This is a genomic window from Pseudomonas sp. LFM046 (assembly GCF_000949385.2).
Lineage (GTDB): Bacteria > Pseudomonadota > Gammaproteobacteria > Pseudomonadales > Pseudomonadaceae > Metapseudomonas.
In genome coordinates this window covers 5,683,944-5,702,803 of sequence record NZ_JYKO02000001.1, presented here as the reverse complement: position 1 = coordinate 5,702,803, position 18,860 = coordinate 5,683,944, and the positions used below count along the sequence as shown (strand labels likewise).

Genomic DNA, 18,860 nt, shown 5'->3' with positions numbered 1-18,860 from the left:
CCCGGCGTCTGGATGAGCGGCGGGGCAGTGTCCATCGCCGTGATCATGACCATCGGCCTGCTGTCGGTGATCGCCGTTCGCGGCCTGGCCCACTTCTGGCCGGCGGACCTGGTGGAGGCACGCTATGCGGTGCCCGGCCAGGAAGCCCATGCGCTGATCGGCGAAGCCGTACAGATCGAGGAAGTGTCCCGCACGCGCCTCAAGGGTGCCGGCCTGCCGGTGCCTGAGGACGGCCCGGAGTTCATGACCCGCGAACTGCTCAAGCTGGGCAACCGTGACCTCTACGGCAACGACTTCAGTTGGGTGGTGGGCGACTGGCTGCAGGATCAGCAGTATCCGGCCGAGCTGGTGGCGCTGGAGCGCCGCGAGTGGGGCAACTTCTACGGCCGTCTGGTGAGCGTGAAGGAAAACGGCCAGGTAGTCGCCGAAGGCGACGCCGCCATGGCCGAGCTGCAGAAGCGCCTGGAGCGCGTGAACGGCCTTTACGACCAGCTCTACCAGCTGGAGAAGAAGGACATCGGCGGCATCAACCACGGTCTCGAGCGCCTGCGCCTGAAGACCCGCAAGCTGGAACTGAACAACGCCCTGACGCCCGAGGCCCAGGCCGACATCGCCGCCGAGCGTGCCGAACTGGAAGGTCGTTACAAGGGCCTGGAAGAGCAGCTGCTTGCCCTGCACCAGCAGTTCAACCGCGACAGCGTCGTGGTTCGCGAAGCGGGTGGCAAAGAGCAGGAAATCAGCCTCGGCAAGGTGGTTCATGCCTACCAGCCGAACGCCATGGGCCTGTTCGACAAGCTCGGCTTCTACTTCGCCAAGCTCTGGGAATTCCTCGCCGACGACCCGCGCGAGGCCAACACCGAGGGCGGTATCTTCCCGGCCATCTTCGGTACCGTGATGATGACCCTGATCATGGCCGTGATCGTCACCCCCTTCGGTGTGATCGCCGCCATCTACCTGCGCGAATACGCCAAGCAGGGCCCGCTGACCCGCGTGATCCGCATCGCGGTGAACAACCTGGCGGGCGTTCCGGCCATCGTCTACGGCGTGTTCGGCCTGGGCTTCTTCGTCTACGTGCTGGGCGGTTCCCTGGACCGCCTGTTCTTCCCCGAGTCCGCCCCGGCGCCGACCTTCGGCACCCCGGGCCTGCTCTGGGCGTCCCTGACCCTGGCCATCCTCGCCGTACCGGTGGTGATCGTCGCCACCGAGGAAGGCCTGGCCCGTATCCCGCGTGCCGTGCGTGAGGGCTCCCTGGCCCTGGGCGCCACCAAGGCGGAAACCCTGTGGAAAGTGGTCCTGCCCATGGCCAGCCCGGCCATGATGACCGGCCTGATCCTTGCCGTGGCCCGCGCCGCTGGCGAAGTGGCGCCGCTGATGCTGGTGGGTGTGGTGAAGCTGGCGCCGAGCCTGCCGGTGGACGGCAACTACCCGTACCTGCACCTGGACCAGAAGATCATGCACCTGGGCTTCCACATCTATGACGTCGGGTTCCAGAGCCCCAACGTCGAGGCCGCCCGCCCGCTGGTTTACGCCACTGCGCTGCTGCTGGTGATGGTGATCGCACTGCTGAATTTCTCGGCCGTCGCCATCCGTAACCACCTGCGCGAGAAATACAAGGCGCTGGACAGCTGATCCGTCCACTGCGAACCGATTTGCCTGAAGCACACAGCTTGTAGCTCGGAGCTACGAACGGAGTGAATATGCAACACGAAACCCATAGCCACGGCGTCAACATTTCCGCCCTCGGCCGCGACAAGCAGAACCTGCGCCTGGCCGACGAAACCGTTGCCCTCGAAGTGCCCGGCCTCTCCCTGTTCTACGGCGAGAAGCAGGCGCTGCACAATGTCAGCATGAACATCCCGAAGCAGCGCGTGACCGCCTTCATCGGCCCGTCCGGCTGCGGCAAGTCCACGCTGCTGCGCTGCTTCAACCGCATGAACGACCTGGTTGACGGCTGTCGCGTCGACGGCGAGATCCGCCTCGACGGCACCAACATCTACCGCAAGGGAGAAGACGTGGCCGAGCTGCGCCGCCGTGTGGGCATGGTGTTCCAGAAGCCGAACCCCTTCCCGAAGAGCATCTACGAGAACGTGGTGTACGGCCTGCGTATCCAGGGCATCAACAAGAAGCGCGTGCTGGACGAAGCCGTGGAATGGGCGCTCAAAGGTGCCGCCCTGTGGGACGAGGTGAAGGACCGCCTGCACGAATCCGCCCTCGGCCTGTCCGGCGGTCAGCAACAGCGTCTGGTGATCGCCCGTACCATCGCCGTTGAGCCGGAAGTGCTGCTGCTCGACGAGCCTTGCTCGGCCCTGGACCCGATCTCCACCCTGAAGGTGGAAGAGCTGATCTATGAGCTGAAGAGCAAGTACACCATCGTCATCGTGACCCACAACATGCAGCAGGCGGCTCGCGTTTCCGACTACACCGCCTTCATGTACATGGGCAAGCTGATCGAGTTCGGCGACACCGACACCCTGTTCACCAACCCGGCCAAGAAGCAGACCGAAGACTACATCACCGGTCGCTACGGCTAGTGGCTACACCCAATCGCGCTGGACTGTGTCGGCGAAGCTTGCCGTACTACTCGTACTGTCTTCACTTCGCCTCCTTGCCCAGCACGATTGGTTGAAGGCCACTACCACCAGGAAAAGCATTCTGCTCAACAAGGGTTAGAAAATGATCGACAAAGACAGCCTTACCCATCACATCTCCCAGCAGTTCAACGCCGAACTGGAGGAAGTGCGCAGCCACCTCCTGGCGATGGGTGGCCTGGTCGAGAAGCAGGTCAACGACGCGGTCACCGCGCTGATCGACGCCGACTCGGGCCTGGCCCAGCAGGTGCGCGAGATCGACGACCAGATCAACCAGATGGAGCGCAACATCGACGAAGAGTGCGTGCGCATCCTGGCCCGTCGCCAGCCGGCCGCCTCCGACCTGCGCCTGATCATCAGCATCTCCAAGTCGGTGATCGACCTGGAGCGCATCGGTGACGAAGCCTCGAAGATCGCCCGCCGTGCCATCCAGCTCTGCGAGGAAGGCGTGGCCCCGCGCGGCTACGTCGAGGTTCGCCACATCGGCGACCAGGTGCGCAAGATGGTCCAGGAAGCCCTGGACGCCTTCGCCCGCTTCGATGCCGACCTGGCCCTGTCCGTGGCCCAGTACGACAAGACCATCGACCGCGAATACAAGACCGCCCTGCGCGAACTGGTCACCTACATGATGGAAGACCCGCGTGCGATCAGCCGCGTGCTCAACGTCATCTGGGCCCTGCGTTCCCTGGAGCGTATCGGCGACCACGCGCGCAACATCTCCGAACTGGTGATCTACCTGGTGCGCGGCACCGACGTTCGCCACATGGGCCTGGCGCGCATGACCGAAGAAGTGAAGGGCAACGGTTCCAGCAAGGACGCCGGCCAGAACTGATTTCCCCCTGCGCTCCCAGAAACGCCCGGCCCCGTGCCGGGCGTTCTGCTTTCAGGGCATCCGGCCCATGACCATGACCCGTCGGTCGCGGACAGCTACCTGGTCGTAAATCGGACTTGGCAAATGGCTATCAGCCAAGGCTATTCTTAGCCGCGATTTCCAAGGAGTAGTCGATGGGCAAGGTCAATGTGCTGGTGGTGGACGATGCGTCCTTTATCCGCGATCTGGTGAAGAAGGGGCTGCGCGACCATTTCCCCGGCATCCAGATCGAAGAGGCGATCAACGGGCGCAAGGCCCAGCAGATGCTCGCCCGCGCCAGTATCGACCTGATTCTCTGCGACTGGGAAATGCCGGAAATGTCGGGTCTGGAACTGCTCACCTGGTGTCGTGAGCAGGAGCACCTCAAGACCACGCCTTTCATCATGGTCACCAGCCGTGGCGACAAGGAAAACGTCATCCAGGCCATCCAGGCCGGCGTCACCGATTACATCGGTAAACCGTTCTCCAACGATCAACTGGTCACCAAGGTGAAGAAGGCCCTGGCCCGTACCGGCAAACTCGAGGCCCTGATGGCCAGCGCACCGGTCCGGCTGCCCAATGCCGGCGGTTTCGCCAATGATTCCCTGGCGGCCCTCACCGGCGGCAAGGCCGAGGTGGTGCGCCCTGCGGCGCCCGCGCCGGCCGCTGCCGTGGCACCTGCCGCCAAGCCTGCCGCAGCGACGCCATCCGCCAAGTCCGCGTCCCAGGCCCCCGGCGGTCGTGGCCAGGCCCAGCTGCGCCTGCCTTCGGGCGTACTGGCCTGCGTGATCAAGGCCCTGAGCCTGAAGGACGCGCAGCTGGTGGTGCGCCGTGGCGAACCGCTGCCGCAGGTCCTGGAAAGCGCCGTGCTCGACCTGGAGCAGGGTGAGGGTGGCGAAGTGGCGCGCCTCAACGGCTACCTGCATTCGGTTGCCGCCCTGGAGCCCAAGCCCGACAGCGAGTGGCTGCAGCTGACCTTCCGCTTCGTCGACCGCGACCCGCAGAAGCTCGACTACCTGTCGCGCCTGATCGCCCGCGGTACCGCGCAGAAGCATTTCGTCCCCGGCGCCTGATCGTCCAGCCAACCCCGTCACAGCCCGACGGGGGACATCTCGCCGGCCGGTAGTCTCGCTGCTAGTCTCTGGCTTCACGGAGCACAGAAAAACAACGGGCCGATATGCTGGGGCGAGTCCTTTCTCTGTTGCTGTTGTCCGGCCTGAGCCTGCCGACAATGGCACTGACCATCTACAAGTACACCGACGCCAACGGCGTAGTCACCTACACCGACCAGGCGGTCTCGGGCGCCCAGGTATTTGTCTTCCGCGACCGGATGGTGGAGCGGCTGGATCTGTCGGTGAAGCTGGAGACGAAGAAGCACGACGCCGGCGAGACCCTGGTTCTGCGCAATGATCTGTTCGCACCGGTCGAGGTGGAGCTGCGCATCCAGGATGCCGAGAACGTCTCCGGCGCCCCCGACCAGCCCATCCGCTGGGTGCTGGCGCCACGCAGCAGCATGCGCATGGCCACCCTGGCCCCGACCGATCCCAGGCGCCCCATGCGCTACAAGCCGAAGCTGCGCTATGCCATGGGCGATCCGCGCCCGCAGCCGCTGGTCTACCGCTATCCGTTGCCTTGGCTGGGCGGCCCCTTCCGCCTGACCCAGGGCGCCAACGGCCGCTACAGCCACTTCACCCCCAAGGGCCGCTACGCCCTGGACATCGCCATGCCCGAAGGCACGCCCATCGTCGCGGCGCGTCCCGGTGTGGTGGTGAAGGTGGAGAACGACCAGAGCGGCCGGGGCAACAACCCCTCCGGCAACTTCGTCCGCATCCTGCATGACGACGGCACCATGGGCGTCTACCTTCACCTGATGCGTGGCTCGGTGCAGGTGCGCGAGGGTCAGGAAGTGGCCATTGGCGAACGCCTCGCGCGTTCCGGCAACACCGGCAACAGCACCGGCCCGCACCTGCACTTCGTCATCCAGCGCAATGTGGGCCTGGCGCTGGAATCCATCCCGTTCGACTTCGCCCAACCGGTGGACACACTGCCGAACTTTGCGGTGGGCGGGGAGTAGCGGGTGGGCAGGACTGCGTCCTGCCTGGCGATTTAAATCGCCCCTTCAGGAACAGCCTGCCCCAGGTAGGGTGGGCTTCAGCCCACCGGCGGAGAGGCGTCACCCAGCCGCCTTACCCGTCACTCCTGCCTGAGCACCTTGGCCAGGACGATCTTCGGGCCCTTCATCTTCTTCACGATGATGCGCAGGCCGTCGGTCTCCAGCACTTCTTCCTCTTCCGGCACGCGGTTGAGGGTCTCGTAGACCAGGCCGGCGAGGGTGTCGGCTTCCACGTGGTCGAGGTCGATGCCCAGCAGACGCTCCACCTTGAACAGCGGGGTGTCGCCGCGCACCAGCAGTTTGCCCGGCTGGTAGGCCAGCACGCCGCGTTCGGTCTTGCGGTGTTCGTCCTGGATATCGCCCACCAACACTTCCAGCACGTCTTCCATGGTGAGGAAGCCCACCACCTTGCCGTCGGCCTCTTCCACCACGGCGAAATGCGCGCCGCCCTGGCGGAATTGCTCCAGCAGGCGCGACAGCGGCATGTGCTTGGTCACGCGCTCCAGGGGGTGGGTGAGTTCGGCCAGGTCGAAGGATTCCGGCAGGCTGTCCAGCGCGGACAGGGCCAGCAGCAGGTCCTTGATGTGCAGCACGCCGATGAACTCGCCTTTCTGGTCGTCATGCACCGGATAGCGGCTGTACTTGTGGCGGCGAATCACACTGAGGATGTCCGCCAGGGGAGCGTCATGCTCCAGGTAGATCAGGTCTTCCCGGGAGTTGGCCCAGTCCACGACTTCCAGCTCGCCCATTTCCACGGCCGAGGCCAGCACGCGCATGTCCTGGTCGCTGGGGTCGCGGGCGCGGCTGGAGTGGAGGATCAGCTTCAGCTCGTCGCGGCTGTAGTGGTGCTCGTGATGCGGCCCCGGCTCGCCCTGGCCGGCGATGCGCAGGATGGTGTTGGCGCTGGCGTTGAGCAGCCAGATGGCCGGGTACATCAACCAGTAGAAGAGGTACAGCGGCACAGCTGTCCACAGCGACAGCAGCTCCGGCTTGCGGATGGCCCAGGACTTGGGCGCCAGCTCGCCGACCACGATGTGCAGGTAGGAAATGATGAAGAAGGCGGTGAAGAAGGCGATGCCGTGGATCAGTTTCGGTGAAACGATGCCGACGTATTCCAGCAGCGGTTGCAGCAGATGGGCGAAGGCCGGTTCACCGACCCAGCCCAGGCCCAGGGAGGCCAGGGTGATGCCCAACTGGCAGGCCGAGAGGTAGGCGTCCAGTTGGTTGTGTACGGTGCGCAGGATGCGGCCGCGCCAGCCGTGCTGGTCGGCGATGGCCTCGACGCGCGTGGAGCGCAGCTTGACCATGGCGAACTCGGCGGCCACGAAGAATCCGTTGAGCAGCACGAGGAACAGGGCGAAGAGAATCAGGCCGAAGTCGGCGAAATAGGTCAGGAAGTTGGAACTAGGGGAAGGGTCCATGGAGGGTTTTTGATGAGAAATGACCGGCTAAGGGTGAAGGCTGCACCCCGAGTTTGCAAGTCGGGGTGCGCCCTGGATCAGGTGCGGCGGACCACCTGGGTGGTCTGGAAATGGCAGGTGAAGGTGCTGCCGTGGTTGAGCACCGAGCTGATGTCCAGACGCCCGCGATGGCGGATCAGCACATGCTTGACGATCGCCAGACCGAGGCCGGTGCCGCCGGTGCTGCTGTTGCGGCTGGAATCCACCCGGTAGAAGCGCTCGGTCAGGCGCGGCACATGCTTGGCTTCGATGCCGATGCCGCTGTCCTGCACGCTGAGGTGGGCGCCGGTATCGTCGCCCCACCAGCGGATGCGGACCTCGCCTTCGTCCGGGGTGTATTTCACCGCGTTGAACACCAGGTTGGAGAAGGCGCTGCGCAGTTCCGCCTCGCTGCCACGGAGCTTGAAGTTGTGGTCGGCTTCCAGGCTGATTCGGTGGTGGCGATTGCCGGACAGGGCGATGGCGTCGGCCTTGATCTGCAAAAGCAGCAGGTCCACGGCCACCGGCTGGTTGTCCGAGGGGTAGTCGGTGGCTTCCAGCTTGGCCAGCAGCAGCAGGTCGTTGAGCAGGTTCTGCATGCGCTTGCCCTGCTGGCTCATCTGCTGCAGGGCGCGGGTCCAGCGCGGGTTCACGTCTTCGACGTTATCCAGCAGGGTTTCCAGGTAGCCGGCGATCACGGTCAGCGGGGTGCGCAGCTCGTGGGAGACGTTGGCGACGAAGTCCTTGCGCATCTGCTCCAGCTGGTGGAGGCGAGTGACGTCGCGCACCAGCATCAGGTGCTCGCTGTTGCCGTATTTGGTGATGTGGAACTGCAGGCGCAGGCGGTCGTTCACCGGCGAGGGCAGGTCCAGGGGTTCGTTGTAATTGCCCTGCTCGAAGTATTCCTTGAAGCGCGGGTGGCGGATCAGGTTGGTCACCGGCTGGCCGCTGTCCTGGGGCGTCTTCAGGCCCAGCAGGGTTTCCGCGGCGCGGTTCCACCAGTCCAGGTTGCCGTCGCTGTCGAGCATTACCACGGCGTCCTTGAGGGCGGCGGTGGACTCCTGCACGCGATCGATCACGGCCTGGAGGCGGCCACGCACGCGCTGGTCGCGACGCTGGAGGTGATAGATGCTGTCGAACACTTCGCCCCAGAGACCGTAGCCATCGGGCGGCGGTTCATCGGGCTGGTGTTCCTTGAGCCATTTGTAGAGGCGGAGCAGCTGGGCGAGGGTCCAGCCCAGGTAGGCGCCGAGGCCGATCACCAGTGCCCAGGCATAGTGGCCGGTAATCAGGCCCGCCAGCAGGCAGGCACCGATCAGCAGAAGCAGGCGGCGGATGACAGCGCCGCGCCAGTCTTGATTCACCTATCGCGTCCTTGTGCTCGGCCCGACAGGGCCTGGTTCAGCTTTTGGTGGAGAAACGATAGCCGGTGCCGCGAACGGTCTGAACCAGATTTTCGTATACCTCGCCGAGCGCCTTGCGCAGACGGCGGATGTGCACGTCCACAGTGCGCTCTTCGACATAGACGTTGCCGCCCCAGACCTGGTCCAGCAGCTGGCCGCGAGTATAGGCGCGCTCCTGGTGGGTCATGAAGAACTGCAGCAGACGGTATTCGGTGGGGCCCATCTCGGCCGGCTTGCCGTCGATGGTCACGCGATGGCTGATCGGGTCCAGCAGCAGGCCGCCGATGGCGATCGGCGCTTCGCCGTCGCTCGGGCCGGCGCGGCGCAGCACGGCCTTGAGGCGGGCCACCAGCTCGCGGGGGGAGAAGGGTTTGGTGATGTAGTCGTCCGCGCCCACTTCCAGGCCCTGGATCTTGTTGTCCTCTTCACCCTTGGCGGTGAGCATGATGATCGGGATGTCGTTGGTGAGGTCGTCGCGCTTGAGGCGGCGGGCCAACTCAATGCCGGAGGTGCCGGGCAGCATCCAATCGAGGAGGATCAGATCGGGTTTGCGGTCGACGATGATGGCGTGGGCCTGCTGGGTGTTCTCGGCTTCCAGGCAGTCGTAGCCGGCCATCTCGAGGGCGACGGCGATCATCTCGCGGATCGGTGCTTCGTCGTCGACGATCAGGATGTTCTTGCCAACCATGTTCAAACCTCAAAAAGGTCGCGTGTTTGTCTGATTGCGCCGCATTAGATAACGGAATTATTGCAGGGATGTGACATGGCAATGTTAGGGCTGCCAAGCGGCGACTCGCCTTCCGATACCGGGCAATTCGTCACGGAACTCATAAGGATTGGCCTCGTCTATGCTCAATGAGGCTGCCGCAAACCCTGGGCGGCCCGGAGCCTGGCACAGGACTCCATCGGCCAGATGGTGTTCGTGGCTCCTTTCGTCCTGCACCGCTGTGACCTCAAGCCGTGATCTCAGCTGCCGCCAGGCTGTCGCTGTTCAATCCGAGGAGAGGCCAGAAAATGAGAAGAATTTCCCCCCGATTCGTTCCGCTGTTTGCCGGCGCATTGCTGAGCTGGCCCCTGTTGGGCCTGGCGGCCGAGCCGGCGATGGAGAAGAACGGCATGTTGGTGGATGCCAAGGGCATGACGCTCTACACCTACGACAAGGACTCTGACGGCAAGTCCGCCTGCAACGGTCAGTGCGCCCAGAACTGGCCGCCGCTGATGGCCGAGGCGGGTGCCAAGGGTGATGACGAATGGAGCGTGATCAAGCGCGACGACGGCTCCATGCAGTGGGCCTACGACGGCAAGCCGCTGTACACGTTTGTCATGGACAAGAAGGCGGGTGACGTGACCGGTGACGGCAAGATGGGGGTCTGGCACGTTGCCAAACCCGAAGCTTACTGAGGTCCCGTAGTTCGCGTCTGGCTACGCGCTGCGCCTCAGCGCAGCGCGTAGTCGGTGGCGATGCCGGCGAGGATCGCCAGACCGGCCCAATGGTTGTGCAGGAAGGCCTTGAAGCAGGCCTGGGGATCCCGCGTGCGGGTGCTGTGGTATTCCCAGGCGAAGCAGGCGGCGGCGACCGCCAGGCCCAGGTAGAAATACAGCCCCAGTTCGAAACGGTTCCCCGCCAGAAGCAGGCAGAACAGCGCCGCGCCCTGAAGCAGGGCGATGATCAGGCGGTCGGCGTCGCCGAAGAGGATGGCCGTGGATTTCACCCCGATCTTCAGATCGTCTTCGCGGTCGGTCATCGCGTAGTAGGTGTCGTAGGCCACCGTCCACAACAGGTTGGCGATGTACAGCAACCAGGCCGCCGCCGGCAGCTCGCCGGTCTCGGCGGTGAATGCCATCGGCATGCCCCAGGAAAAGGCCGCACCCAGCACCACCTGCGGGTAGTAGGTGTAGCGCTTCATGAAGGGGTAGCTGGCGGCCAGCGCCAGGCCGCCAAAGGACAGCCAGATGGTCGTGGCGTTGGTGAAGAGCACCAGGACGAAGCTGATGGCCACCAGGATGAAGAAGAACACCAGCGCTTCGCGCGGCGTGATCCGGCCGCTGGCCAGGGGGCGGGCGCGGGTGCGGGTGACGTGGCCGTCGAAGTTGCGATCGGCGTAATCGTTGATCACGCAGCCGGCGGCGCGCATCAGGTTCACGCCGAGGACGAAGATCAGCAGGTTCTTCAGGCTGGGGCTGCCTTCACCGGCTATCCACAGGGCCCAGAGCGTGGGCCAGAGCAGCAGATAGATGCCGATGGGTTTGTCCAGCCGGGTCAGCTGGATGAAGTCCATGGCGCGGGGATGCAGGCGGTTCAGCGATTGCAACAGCGTGAGGTACATCGGCGGCTCTCCCGTTGAAGGCCGGGATTATACGGCCTCGACGCCCGCGTGACGCCACAGCGCGGGGAGGAAGATCTCCGCCACCAGCACGCCCAGTTCCCCTCGCGAGAAACAGGAGCGGCGGCCCCACAGGCGTTCCTCGCGCACGCCGGCCGGCAGCAGCGGCGCCGGATAGCGGGTGACTTCAATGGCGCCCCGGTCGAAGGCCCGGTCGCTGAACAGCAGCTCGCCGAGGGAGCGGCTGCCGAGTTGGTGCAGGTCCAACCCCGAACCTTCCAGTGCGCCACGTGCCGCCACGCTGCGGGCGAACACCCAGATCTCGCCATGGCCGCGCAGGTAGACCTCGCGCACCCAGCCCTGGCTGCCAGTCGGAACGCCGAGGGCGATGCACTCGTCGGCACGCAGCGTCTGCCAGCCTTCTTCGATCGGGGTGACGCTGAAGGCGTTGTCCGAAAGGGCGGTGAGCCGGCGGGTCAGGGACCCCTGGTCGAACAGCCAGTCACGGACGTTGGCGGCGGGAGCGGGGTGGAGTTGGCCAGCGGTCAGCCAGCGAGGCGGATGGACGAGGGCGGCGTGAGGCACGGACGGGGGCTTGGGCGGTGGAAGACGGCGCAGATTAGCACGGTCGGTGCCCGTCGGCTGCCTCTTGCCCGGCAGCGGGATAAACCAGTACAAAGCGCCCTTGAAGTGACCGGAAAACCCTTCAGAGGCTTTGGTCCAAGAACGCGTGATCGACGAGGTACGAGTGATGAAAAAATGGCAATGCGTGGTGTGTGGCCTGGTCTACGACGAATCCCTGGGCTGGCCGGATGAGGGCATCGCCGCCGGCACCCGCTGGGAAGATGTGCCGGCAGACTGGCTGTGCCCCGATTGCGGCGTGGGCAAGCTGGATTTCGAGATGATCGAGATCAACTGATCCCCGCACTGAACAAGCCGGCCAAGTGCCGGCTTATTCGTGCCCGAAATAAAAGCCTATCCTCTGTCTGGAAGGCATTGGCGGACCTTGGCGGTCGCTGGCCAATTGGAGTAGGTTCAGTACGGATTTCCGCGCCGGCGGAGGTGGTCATGCGCAAGTGGCAATGCATCGTTTGCGGTTTCATCTACGACGAAGCCGAAGGGCTGCCCGAAGAGGGCATAGCGCCCGGTACCCCCTGGGAAGATATCCCTCCGGACTGGGTCTGCCCCGACTGCGGCACCGGCAAGATCGATTTCGAGATGATTGAAATCACCTGATCCACCCACATCCGCCCCCATTCAAGCGACGGCCCATGGGCCGTCGCGTCGTTTCACGAGCAGGAGTGAGCAATGAGTGCACCCGTGGTGATAGTCGGCACCGGCCTGGCCGGTTACAACCTGGCCAAGGAGTTTCGCAAGCTGGACAGCGAAACCCCGCTGCTGCTGATCAGCGCCGACGATGGCCGCTCCTACTCCAAGCCCATGCTTTCCACGGGTTTCGGCAAGAACAAGGACGCCGACGGCCTGGCCATGGCCGAGCCCGGCGCCATGGCCGAACAGCTCAAGGCGGAGATCCGCACCCATACCCGCATCACCGGCATCGACCCGGCTCACAAACGCCTGTGGATAGGCGAAGAGGCGGTGTCCTACCGCGACCTGGTGCTGGCCTGGGGTGCGGACACCATCCGCGTGCCGGTTGAGGGCGACGCTCAGGATGCGATCTTCCCGATCAACGACCTGGAGGACTACGCACGCTTCCGCGCCGCGGCTGCCGGCAAGCGCCGGGTGCTGATCCTCGGTGCCGGCCTGATCGGCTGCGAATTCGCCAACGACCTCAGCCTGGGTGGCCTGAAGGTGGAACTGGTGGCGCCCTGCGAGCAGGTGATGCCGGGCCTGCTGCATCCGGCCGCTGCGGCTGCCGTGCAGGCTGGCCTGGAAAGCCTGGGGGCACGCTTCCATCTTGGACCGGTGCTTGCGCGCCTGGATCGGGGTGAGGACGGGCTCGACGCCCAGCTGTCCGACGGCACCCGCGTCCACTGTGACCTGGTGGTGTCCGCCGTGGGCCTGCGTCCGCGTACCGAACTGGCCGCCGCTGCCGGTCTGGCAGTGAATCGAGGCGTGGTGGTGGACCGCCAGCTGCGCAGCTCCGACGCCCATATCTACGCCCTGGGGGATTGCGCCGAGGTGGATGGCCTCAACCTGCTCTTCGTGATGCCGCTGATGGCCTGCGCCCGCGCCCTGGCCCAGACGCTGGCCGGCAACGCGACGGCGGTGAACTACGGCCCCATGCCGGTGACGGTGAAGACGCCTGTCTGCCCGCTGGTCGTCTCGCCGCCTCCCCGTGGCCTGGACGGCAGCTGGACAGTCGAAGGCGAGGGCAGCGACATCAAGGTGCTCTACCGCGATGAGGCCGGGCGCCTGCTGGGCTACGCCCTGACTGGGGCCGCAGTGCAGGAGAAGCTGGCTCTGAACCGCGAACTGCCGCCGCTTTTGGCGTAAATGTCAGCCCTTCTGTCGGATTAATCCTTCGGTTCTTTCGGAATTCCCGCGGGCGACACTGGCGGAGTGCCAACAGGCGTGCCATCCTCCCCGTGGTCTGCCGCAGCGCAGAGCCGTTGCGGCGCCTTGGGCGCTGTTCTGGACGAACAGCACGGACACAAAAACAACAAACCGTCAAAGAGGCATCTATGCGTAAACCGGAACTCGCCGCCGCCATTGCCGAGAAGGCCGATCTCACCAAGGACCAGGCCAATCGCGTACTCAATGCGGTGCTCGAAGAAATCACCAACGCGCTGAACCGCAAGGACAGTGTGACGCTGGTGGGCTTCGGCACCTTCCTGCAACGTCACCGTGGTGCCCGCACCGGGAAGAACCCGCAGACTGGCCAGCCGGTAAAGATCAAGGCCAGCAATACTGTCGCCTTCAAACCGGGCAAATCCCTGAAAGAAGCTGTGAACTAAGCTTCTTCTGCCCGGAACCGGGGAGGTTCCGGGCAGTTCCCTCGCCATTTCGCCGCCCCCACCTTTGGCTGGCTGTAGTCCAGCCGGCAAACCGCTACAATGCGCCGCTTTCTTAACCCTTTGAGGCCGTGCGCGCATGAAATTCCGCTTTCTTCTCTGGATGCTGGGTCGCTTGATGGCCAAGGCCAGTCGTGACAATGCCGAGTTCCAGCAGCAGCTGGCGGGCAAGGACCTGGTGTTCCAGCTGCATACCCTGGACGGCAAGATCGCCCGTCACTTCATCGTCAAGGACCAGCGCGTGACCAGCAAGCGCGGTACCGCCAGCGCGCCTGCCTTCGCCATTGGCTTCAAGGACGGCGCCTACGGTTTCGCCACCATGAGCGCCAAGAACAAGCAGCTGGCCTTCATGCAGGGCATCCAGAACAAGGACATCCAGATCCAGGGCAATCCGGGCCTGGTGATCTGGTTCCAGGGCCTGACCAAGCACCTGGTGCCGAAGAAGAAGTTCGCCGAGAAGAAGGCGGCCTGATCGGCGCGGTCTTCCCGGTAGGAGCGATTTCAATCGCGAAGCGGGCCGAAGGCCCTCCCTATCGATGCCAGGTCGGCTGCTTCGCAGCCCTTCGCGAATGAATTCGCTCCTACAAGAGCCCATGAAAAAGGGGCGCCATTGGCGCTCCTTTTTCATGCCCGTCGATCAGTGCGGCGCATTGAACTGGGAAGCCAGTTCGCGCAGTGCCGCTTCTGCCTGGAGCACCTTGCTCACGGCGTCGTCGGCTTTCTCCCGGCTCAGGCCCAGGGCCTCGAACAGGTCATTCGGAATCTCCACTTGCGGGCCGGCGCCGATGCCCCGGTTGCGCAGCAGGCTGACCGCCAGGCACACCAGGTTGGGGTAGGCGGCGTTGTCGCCCTGGTAATCCGGGTCGTGCTGGAAGCGCAGCGCATCGGAAAGCTCTTCCGGCATGTCCCAGTGACGCATCAGCCAGCTGCCGATCTGCTCGCGGGTGATCCCCAGCAGGTGCTGCTCGATGAAGCTGTGGGGCAGGTGCGGGTTGACCTCCAGATGGCGGCAGATCAGCGAGAAATGCGGCGGGAAGACGTGGGCCAGTACCAGGTAACCGAAGTTGTGCAGCAGGCCGGCGAGGTAGGTCAGGCCGGTTTCCGGACGTTGGGCGCGCGGCATTGCGCGGGTCAGGCCTTCGATCACCGCAGCGGTGTAGATCGCCTGCTGCCAGTAGGGCGTGGCGTGCTGCGGCTGATCCTTGGGCAGGCTCAGGGATTTGCCCAGGGCCAGGCCGAGGGCGAGGTTGATCACCAGGTCGAAGCCCAGCACGCGGACGATGGCATCTTCCACCGAGCGGATCTTGCCGGGGGCGGCGTAATAGGGCGAGGCGGCCCAGCTGACCACCTGGGCGGCCAGGGCCGGGTCGGTTTCCACCACGCCGGTGATGTCTTCGACGGTGGCGTTGGGGTCGACCCGCAGCTTGATGATCCTTTGCGCCGACTCCGCCAGCGGCGGGATCTCGATGGTTTCTTCCAGGCGCTGCTGGATGCGGCGGGCGGTGAAGGCCTGCACCGCCTGGGTGATTTCGGCGCGGTCGTCGGCCGGGCGGTCGAGGTTCAGGCGAATGGCCGACAGCGGCTCGCCGAAGCGCGCGGCGCTGGCCTTGCTCAGCATGCCGCGGTAGTCCTCGCTGGAGAGTTCCAGGAGTACGCCGGGCTGGCCCGATTCCACCAGCAGACGCGGCTCCTGCAGCAGGCGCTCGTCGTACAGGCTGGGGGAGCTGGTCAGTGTCGGCAGGCCGGGCAGGGTGCCCAGATCGTGCTTGCCCAGCATGCGCTCCAGGCGCTCCGGCTTGACCGCCACCAGCTTGCGGCCGGTCAGTTCGGCGAGGCGGTTGAGGTCGAGCAGCTGGCTGCGCGGAAAGAGGACCAGGAGGGCGCCGACGGCATCTTCCAGCAGCACGGCCTGGACCCGCTGCGAAGCCGGCAGGCCTCTATGCTCCAGGCGGACATTGAAGGGCACGCCGAGCTTCTCCAGCAGCTGGACGATCACTGCGGGCGGTTGGGGCGAGGAATCCGGGGCGAGCGCGACTTCGGTCATGGCAGCATCCAGCTTTGGTTTTTTCTGCCCGGAGTATAACGAGCAGCTCGGAAGGGGGCGGGGCGAGCCGACGGTTGAGCTGTGAACTGCATCACACTTGTCCGTACTGCTGGCCGTGGCGCAACCAGCGCTCCAGCAGCGGGCTGACGTGCTGCGGCCAGTGGGCCAGCAGGGCCTGCGCGGCATCGCGCACGGCGGGCAGCAGGTCGGCATCGCGCATCAGGTCGGCGACCTTGAATTGCAGCAGGCCGGTCTGGCGGGTGCCGAGCATTTCGCCGGGGCCGCGCAGTTCCAGGTCCTTTTCGGCGATGACGAAGCCATCGCAGGTCTCGCGCATGATGGCCAGGCGCTCGCGGCCGAGCTGGGACAGCGGCGCGTGGTAGAGCAGCACGCAGTGGCTGGCGGCGCTGCCCCGGCCGACGCGGCCGCGCAGCTGGTGCAACTGGGCCAGGCCGAGGCGCTCGGGGTTCTCGATGATCATCAGGCTGGCGTTGGGCACGTCCACGCCCACCTCGATCACGGTGGTGGCCACCAGCAGCTGCAGGCGGCCTTCCTTGAACTCGGCCATCACTGCGGCCTTTTCGGCAGGCTTCATACGCCCGTGGATCAGGCCAACGCGTAATTCGCCGAGGGCCGAGGAGAGTTCCTCGAAGGTGGTTTCCGCCGCCTGGCAGGTCAGCTCCTCGGATTCCTCGATCAGGGTGCAGACCCAGTAGGCCTGGCGGCCTTCGTGGCAGGCGGCGCGGACCCGCTCGATCACCTCGATGCGACGGCTGTCGGCCACCAGCACGGTGTTCACCGGCGTACGGCCGGGGGGCAGCTCGTCGAGGATGGAGGTGTCCAGGTCGGCGTAGGCGCTCATGGCCAGGGTGCGCGGGATCGGGGTGGCGGTCATGATCAGCTGGTGCGGGCAGAGACGGCCTTCCACGCCTTTCTTTCGCAGGGCCAGGCGCTGCTGGACGCCGAAGCGATGCTGCTCGTCGATGATCACCAGGGCCAGGCGCTTGAACTGCACTTCGTCCTGGAACAGCGCATGGGTGCCCACCACCATGGGCGCGCCGCCGGCGATCTGCTCCAGGGCGGCGGCGCGAGCCTTGCCCTTGAGCTTGCCGGCCAGCCAGGCCACTTCGAGGCCGAGCGGCTGCAGCCATTTGCTGAAGTTGAGGTAGTGCTGCTCGGCGAGGATTTCCGTGGGCGCCATCAGGGCCACCTGATAGCCAGCCTCCAGGGCCTGGAGCGCGGCGAGTGCGGCGACCACGGTCTTGCCGGCGCCCACATCACCCTGCACCAGACGCAGCATGGGCTCCGGCTGGGCGAGGTCATAGGCGATTTCGGCGCCGACCCGTTGCTGGGCACCGGTGGGCTGGAAGCCAAGATTGGCCAGGTACTGCGCGGGAAGCTTGCGAGCGGGCGGCAGCTGCGGCGCGTGCTGGGCCCGCAGGCTTTCCCGCAGGCGCTGCAGGGACAGCTGGTGGGTCAGCAGTTCTTCGAAGGCCAGGCGTTGCTGGGCCCAGTGCTGGCCTTCGGCGAGTTCTTCCAGATCGGCATCCGGCGGCGGTCGGTGCAGGTAGCGGATGGCTTCGTCGAGGGAACCCAGGTGGTAGTCGCGGGCCAATTCCTTCGGCAGCCAGTCCGGCAGGCTCTGAGGGCCGAGGCGCGCCAGGGCGAGCTGGCTGAGCGAGCGCAGGCGCTGCTGGGTGAGGCCTTCGGTGGTGGGGTAGATGGGCGTCAGGGTCTGCTCCACCGGCGGCGGCTCGTCGCCCGAGAGGGCGCGGTATTCCGGGTGGTAGATCTCAAGGCCCGTGGCACCGGGACGGACTTCGCCGTAGCATCGCAGCTGGGTGCCGCGCTTTAGGCCGTCCTTCTGCGCCTGGCTGAAGTGGAAGAAGCGCAGGCTGAGGGTGCCGGTACCGTCCTGCAGGCGCACCAGCAGGCTGCGGCGGCGGCCCATGACCACGTCGGCACCGGCGACGATGCCCTCGACCACGGCGTCCCCGCCGGGGCGCAGCTCACCGATGGGGGTGATGCGGGTGCGGTCCTGGTAGCGGGTGGGCAGGTGGAAGAGGATGTCCTGGAGATTCTCCAGGCCGACCTTGGCGAGCTTTTCAGCCAGGGCGGCACCCACGCCCTTGAGCGCGGTGACCGGAACTTGGGACAGCTCGGTCATGCCGGCTGCGGTTCGCCCTGGGTCTGCGGGTGAGCCACCGAGCAGAGGCGGATGGAGTCTGCCAGCACTTCGATGGCGCGCGGACGCGGGAAGCTGGCGCGCCAGGCGATGGCCACGGTGCGGAAGGGCACGGGCGGGGTCAGCGGACGGATCTCGATCACGCCAGGGGCGTAATGGTGGCTGTCCACCGCCGAGAACGGCAGGATCGAAACGCCGAGGCCGGAGGCGACCATGTGGCGGATGGTTTCCAGCGAACTGGATTCCACCGTGGTGTGCTTGGCACTGTCTTCTCCGCCTTTGCGCAGGCTGGGGCAGGCTTCCAGCACCTGGTCGCGGAAGCAGTGGCCTTCGCCCAGCAGCAGCAGGCTCTTGTCGTTGAGCATCTCGCTGTCGATGGTTTTGCGGGCGGTCCAGGGGTGCCCGGTGGGCAGCAGCACGTAGAAGGGTTCGTCGTAGAGCGGCTTGGTCAGCACGTCGGCTTCGGCGAAGGGCAGGGCGATGATGATGGCGTCCAGCTCGCCGGTGCGCAGTTTGTCGCGCAGGACGTGGGTGAAGTTCTCTTCGATGTACAGCGGCATCTGCGGGGCGACCCGGTGCAGCTGCGGAATCAGGTGCGGGAACAGATAGGGGCCGACGGTATAGATGGCGCCGACCTTGAGCGGGGCCGCCAGCTGGTTTTTGCCGGCCTGGGCCATCTCGCGGATGCCCTGGGCCTGCTCCAGCACCTTCTGCGCCTGGGTGACGATGCCCTCACCGACCGGGGTCAGGCGAACCGCGCTCTTGCTGCGTTCGAAGATAAGCACGCCAAGCTCGTCTTCCAGCTTCTTCACCCCCACCGACAGGGTCGGCTGGCTCACGTGGCAACGCTCGGCGGCTCGGCCGAAATGCTGTTCCTGGGCGAGGGTGACGATGTAGCGCAGTTCGGTGAGGGTCATAGCGAATTTCCATTGAGGTCCG

Annotated in this window: 19 protein-coding genes; 11 read left to right on the top strand and 8 right to left on the bottom strand. The window is 65.4% G+C overall.

From position 1 onward, the window contains the following. Positions 1-12: 12 nt before the first annotated feature. The 5 genes from pstA (at position 13) to TQ98_RS26220 (ending at position 5,512) form a co-directional block, all read left to right on the top strand. The gene (pstA, locus tag TQ98_RS26240; RefSeq protein WP_177410230.1) at positions 13-1,629 is read left to right on the top strand and encodes a phosphate ABC transporter permease PstA; all 1,617 of its coding nucleotides are present in this window, start codon (positions 13-15) and stop codon (positions 1,627-1,629) included. Between the two features lie 68 nt (positions 1,630-1,697). Beyond that, positions 1,698-2,531 (top strand): phosphate ABC transporter ATP-binding protein PstB, encoded by an 834-nt coding sequence (pstB, locus tag TQ98_RS26235; protein ID WP_044873259.1) that lies wholly within the window; start codon positions 1,698-1,700, stop codon positions 2,529-2,531. Between the two features lie 142 nt (positions 2,532-2,673). Further along, entirely contained in the window at positions 2,674-3,420 is a 747-nt protein-coding gene (gene phoU, locus TQ98_RS26230) for a phosphate signaling complex protein PhoU (RefSeq protein ID WP_044873258.1), read from the top strand. Between the two features lie 173 nt (positions 3,421-3,593). After that, the gene (locus TQ98_RS26225) at positions 3,594-4,511 is read left to right on the top strand and encodes a response regulator (RefSeq protein WP_044873257.1); all 918 of its coding nucleotides are present in this window, start codon (positions 3,594-3,596) and stop codon (positions 4,509-4,511) included. Between the two features lie 104 nt (positions 4,512-4,615). Continuing rightward, entirely contained in the window at positions 4,616-5,512 is an 897-nt protein-coding gene (locus TQ98_RS26220; protein ID WP_044873256.1) for a peptidoglycan DD-metalloendopeptidase family protein, read from the top strand. A 119-nt stretch (positions 5,513-5,631) separates the two neighbouring features. Here TQ98_RS26220 and TQ98_RS26215 read toward each other — a convergent pair whose 3' ends face one another. From TQ98_RS26215 to phoB, 3 genes are all read right to left on the bottom strand, one after another. Then, entirely contained in the window at positions 5,632-6,972 is a 1,341-nt protein-coding gene (locus TQ98_RS26215) for a hemolysin family protein (RefSeq protein WP_044873255.1), read from the bottom strand. 77 nt (positions 6,973-7,049) lie between these two features. After that, complete coding sequence (gene phoR, locus TQ98_RS26210) at positions 7,050-8,354, bottom strand: phosphate regulon sensor histidine kinase PhoR (protein ID WP_044873254.1); 1,305 nt, start codon at positions 8,352-8,354, stop codon at positions 7,050-7,052. Between the two features lie 37 nt (positions 8,355-8,391). Next, positions 8,392-9,081 (bottom strand): phosphate regulon transcriptional regulator PhoB, encoded by a 690-nt coding sequence (gene phoB / locus TQ98_RS26205; protein ID WP_016495408.1) that lies wholly within the window; start codon positions 9,079-9,081, stop codon positions 8,392-8,394. 326 nt (positions 9,082-9,407) lie between these two features. On the opposite strand from phoB, the gene TQ98_RS26200 reads away from it, so the two are divergent. Continuing rightward, positions 9,408-9,794 carry a hypothetical protein gene (locus tag TQ98_RS26200; protein WP_044873253.1) on the top strand — a complete coding sequence of 129 codons (387 nt, stop codon included), beginning with the start codon at positions 9,408-9,410 and terminating at the stop codon, positions 9,792-9,794. A gap of 35 nt (positions 9,795-9,829) precedes the next feature. On the opposite strand, the gene ubiA is transcribed toward TQ98_RS26200, so the two are convergent. Together ubiA and TQ98_RS26190 are read right to left on the bottom strand one after the other, a co-directional pair. Further along, positions 9,830-10,720 (bottom strand): 4-hydroxybenzoate octaprenyltransferase, encoded by an 891-nt coding sequence (gene ubiA / locus TQ98_RS26195; protein ID WP_044873252.1) that lies wholly within the window; start codon positions 10,718-10,720, stop codon positions 9,830-9,832. Between the two features lie 27 nt (positions 10,721-10,747). Further along, positions 10,748-11,302: a chorismate lyase gene (locus TQ98_RS26190; protein ID WP_044873251.1), complete on the bottom strand. Its 555-nt coding sequence runs from the start codon at positions 11,300-11,302 to the stop codon at positions 10,748-10,750. Positions 11,303-11,468: 166 nt separating this feature from the next. On the opposite strand from TQ98_RS26190, the gene TQ98_RS26185 reads away from it, so the two are divergent. The 5 genes from TQ98_RS26185 to TQ98_RS26165 all read left to right on the top strand — a co-directional run bounded on the left by TQ98_RS26185 (position 11,469) and on the right by TQ98_RS26165 (position 14,164). Further along, complete coding sequence (locus tag TQ98_RS26185; RefSeq protein WP_044873250.1) at positions 11,469-11,636, top strand: rubredoxin; 168 nt, start codon at positions 11,469-11,471, stop codon at positions 11,634-11,636. A gap of 149 nt (positions 11,637-11,785) precedes the next feature. After that, the gene (locus TQ98_RS26180; RefSeq protein ID WP_044873249.1) at positions 11,786-11,953 is read left to right on the top strand and encodes a rubredoxin; all 168 of its coding nucleotides are present in this window, start codon (positions 11,786-11,788) and stop codon (positions 11,951-11,953) included. Between the two features lie 72 nt (positions 11,954-12,025). Next, entirely contained in the window at positions 12,026-13,174 is a 1,149-nt protein-coding gene (locus tag TQ98_RS26175; protein WP_044873248.1) for an FAD-dependent oxidoreductase, read from the top strand. 188 nt (positions 13,175-13,362) lie between these two features. Continuing rightward, positions 13,363-13,635: an HU family DNA-binding protein gene (locus tag TQ98_RS26170; protein WP_016495401.1), complete on the top strand. Its 273-nt coding sequence runs from the start codon at positions 13,363-13,365 to the stop codon at positions 13,633-13,635. A 136-nt stretch (positions 13,636-13,771) separates the two neighbouring features. Beyond that, positions 13,772-14,164 (top strand): hypothetical protein, encoded by a 393-nt coding sequence (locus TQ98_RS26165; RefSeq protein ID WP_044873247.1) that lies wholly within the window; start codon positions 13,772-13,774, stop codon positions 14,162-14,164. A 165-nt stretch (positions 14,165-14,329) separates the two neighbouring features. On the opposite strand, the gene TQ98_RS26160 is transcribed toward TQ98_RS26165, so the two are convergent. The 3 genes from TQ98_RS26160 to TQ98_RS26150 all read right to left on the bottom strand — a co-directional run bounded on the left by TQ98_RS26160 (position 14,330) and on the right by TQ98_RS26150 (position 18,838). Next, positions 14,330-15,736, bottom strand: a complete 1,407-nt coding sequence (locus tag TQ98_RS26160; RefSeq protein ID WP_044873246.1) for an aminoacyl-tRNA deacylase and HDOD domain-containing protein — start codon at positions 15,734-15,736, stop codon at positions 14,330-14,332. A gap of 91 nt (positions 15,737-15,827) precedes the next feature. Further along, positions 15,828-17,903, bottom strand: coding sequence for an ATP-dependent DNA helicase RecG (recG, locus tag TQ98_RS26155; protein WP_044873245.1), 2,076 nt, complete (start codon positions 17,901-17,903; stop codon positions 15,828-15,830). Continuing rightward, entirely contained in the window at positions 17,900-18,838 is a 939-nt protein-coding gene (locus TQ98_RS26150; protein ID WP_044873244.1) for a hydrogen peroxide-inducible genes activator, read from the bottom strand. Before TQ98_RS26150 ends, recG begins: the two co-directional genes overlap by 4 nt. Between the last annotated feature and the right edge of the window lie 22 nt (positions 18,839-18,860).

What these genes read in the sequence shown, in the direction of transcription:
- pstA (WP_177410230.1), top strand. Translation starts at nt 13, where the DNA reads ATGAGCGGCGGGGCAGTGTCCATCGCCGTGATCATGACCATCGGCCTG.
- pstB (WP_044873259.1), top strand. Translation starts at nt 1,698, where the DNA reads ATGCAACACGAAACCCATAGCCACGGCGTCAACATTTCCGCCCTCGGC.
- phoU (WP_044873258.1), top strand. Translation starts at nt 2,674, where the DNA reads ATGATCGACAAAGACAGCCTTACCCATCACATCTCCCAGCAGTTCAAC.
- TQ98_RS26225 (WP_044873257.1), top strand. Translation starts at nt 3,594, where the DNA reads ATGGGCAAGGTCAATGTGCTGGTGGTGGACGATGCGTCCTTTATCCGC.
- TQ98_RS26220 (WP_044873256.1), top strand. Translation starts at nt 4,616, where the DNA reads ATGCTGGGGCGAGTCCTTTCTCTGTTGCTGTTGTCCGGCCTGAGCCTG.
- TQ98_RS26215 (WP_044873255.1), bottom strand. Translation starts at nt 6,972, where the DNA reads ATGGACCCTTCCCCTAGTTCCAACTTCCTGACCTATTTCGCCGACTTC.
- phoB (WP_016495408.1), bottom strand. Translation starts at nt 9,081, where the DNA reads ATGGTTGGCAAGAACATCCTGATCGTCGACGACGAAGCACCGATCCGC.
- TQ98_RS26200 (WP_044873253.1), top strand. Translation starts at nt 9,408, where the DNA reads ATGAGAAGAATTTCCCCCCGATTCGTTCCGCTGTTTGCCGGCGCATTG.
- ubiA (WP_044873252.1), bottom strand. Translation starts at nt 10,720, where the DNA reads ATGTACCTCACGCTGTTGCAATCGCTGAACCGCCTGCATCCCCGCGCC.
- TQ98_RS26185 (WP_044873250.1), top strand. Translation starts at nt 11,469, where the DNA reads ATGAAAAAATGGCAATGCGTGGTGTGTGGCCTGGTCTACGACGAATCC.
- TQ98_RS26180 (WP_044873249.1), top strand. Translation starts at nt 11,786, where the DNA reads ATGCGCAAGTGGCAATGCATCGTTTGCGGTTTCATCTACGACGAAGCC.
- TQ98_RS26175 (WP_044873248.1), top strand. Translation starts at nt 12,026, where the DNA reads ATGAGTGCACCCGTGGTGATAGTCGGCACCGGCCTGGCCGGTTACAAC.
- TQ98_RS26170 (WP_016495401.1), top strand. Translation starts at nt 13,363, where the DNA reads ATGCGTAAACCGGAACTCGCCGCCGCCATTGCCGAGAAGGCCGATCTC.
- TQ98_RS26165 (WP_044873247.1), top strand. Translation starts at nt 13,772, where the DNA reads ATGAAATTCCGCTTTCTTCTCTGGATGCTGGGTCGCTTGATGGCCAAG.
- TQ98_RS26160 (WP_044873246.1), bottom strand. Translation starts at nt 15,736, where the DNA reads ATGACCGAAGTCGCGCTCGCCCCGGATTCCTCGCCCCAACCGCCCGCA.
- recG (WP_044873245.1), bottom strand. Translation starts at nt 17,903, where the DNA reads ATGACCGAGCTGTCCCAAGTTCCGGTCACCGCGCTCAAGGGCGTGGGT.
- TQ98_RS26150 (WP_044873244.1), bottom strand. Translation starts at nt 18,838, where the DNA reads ATGACCCTCACCGAACTGCGCTACATCGTCACCCTCGCCCAGGAACAG.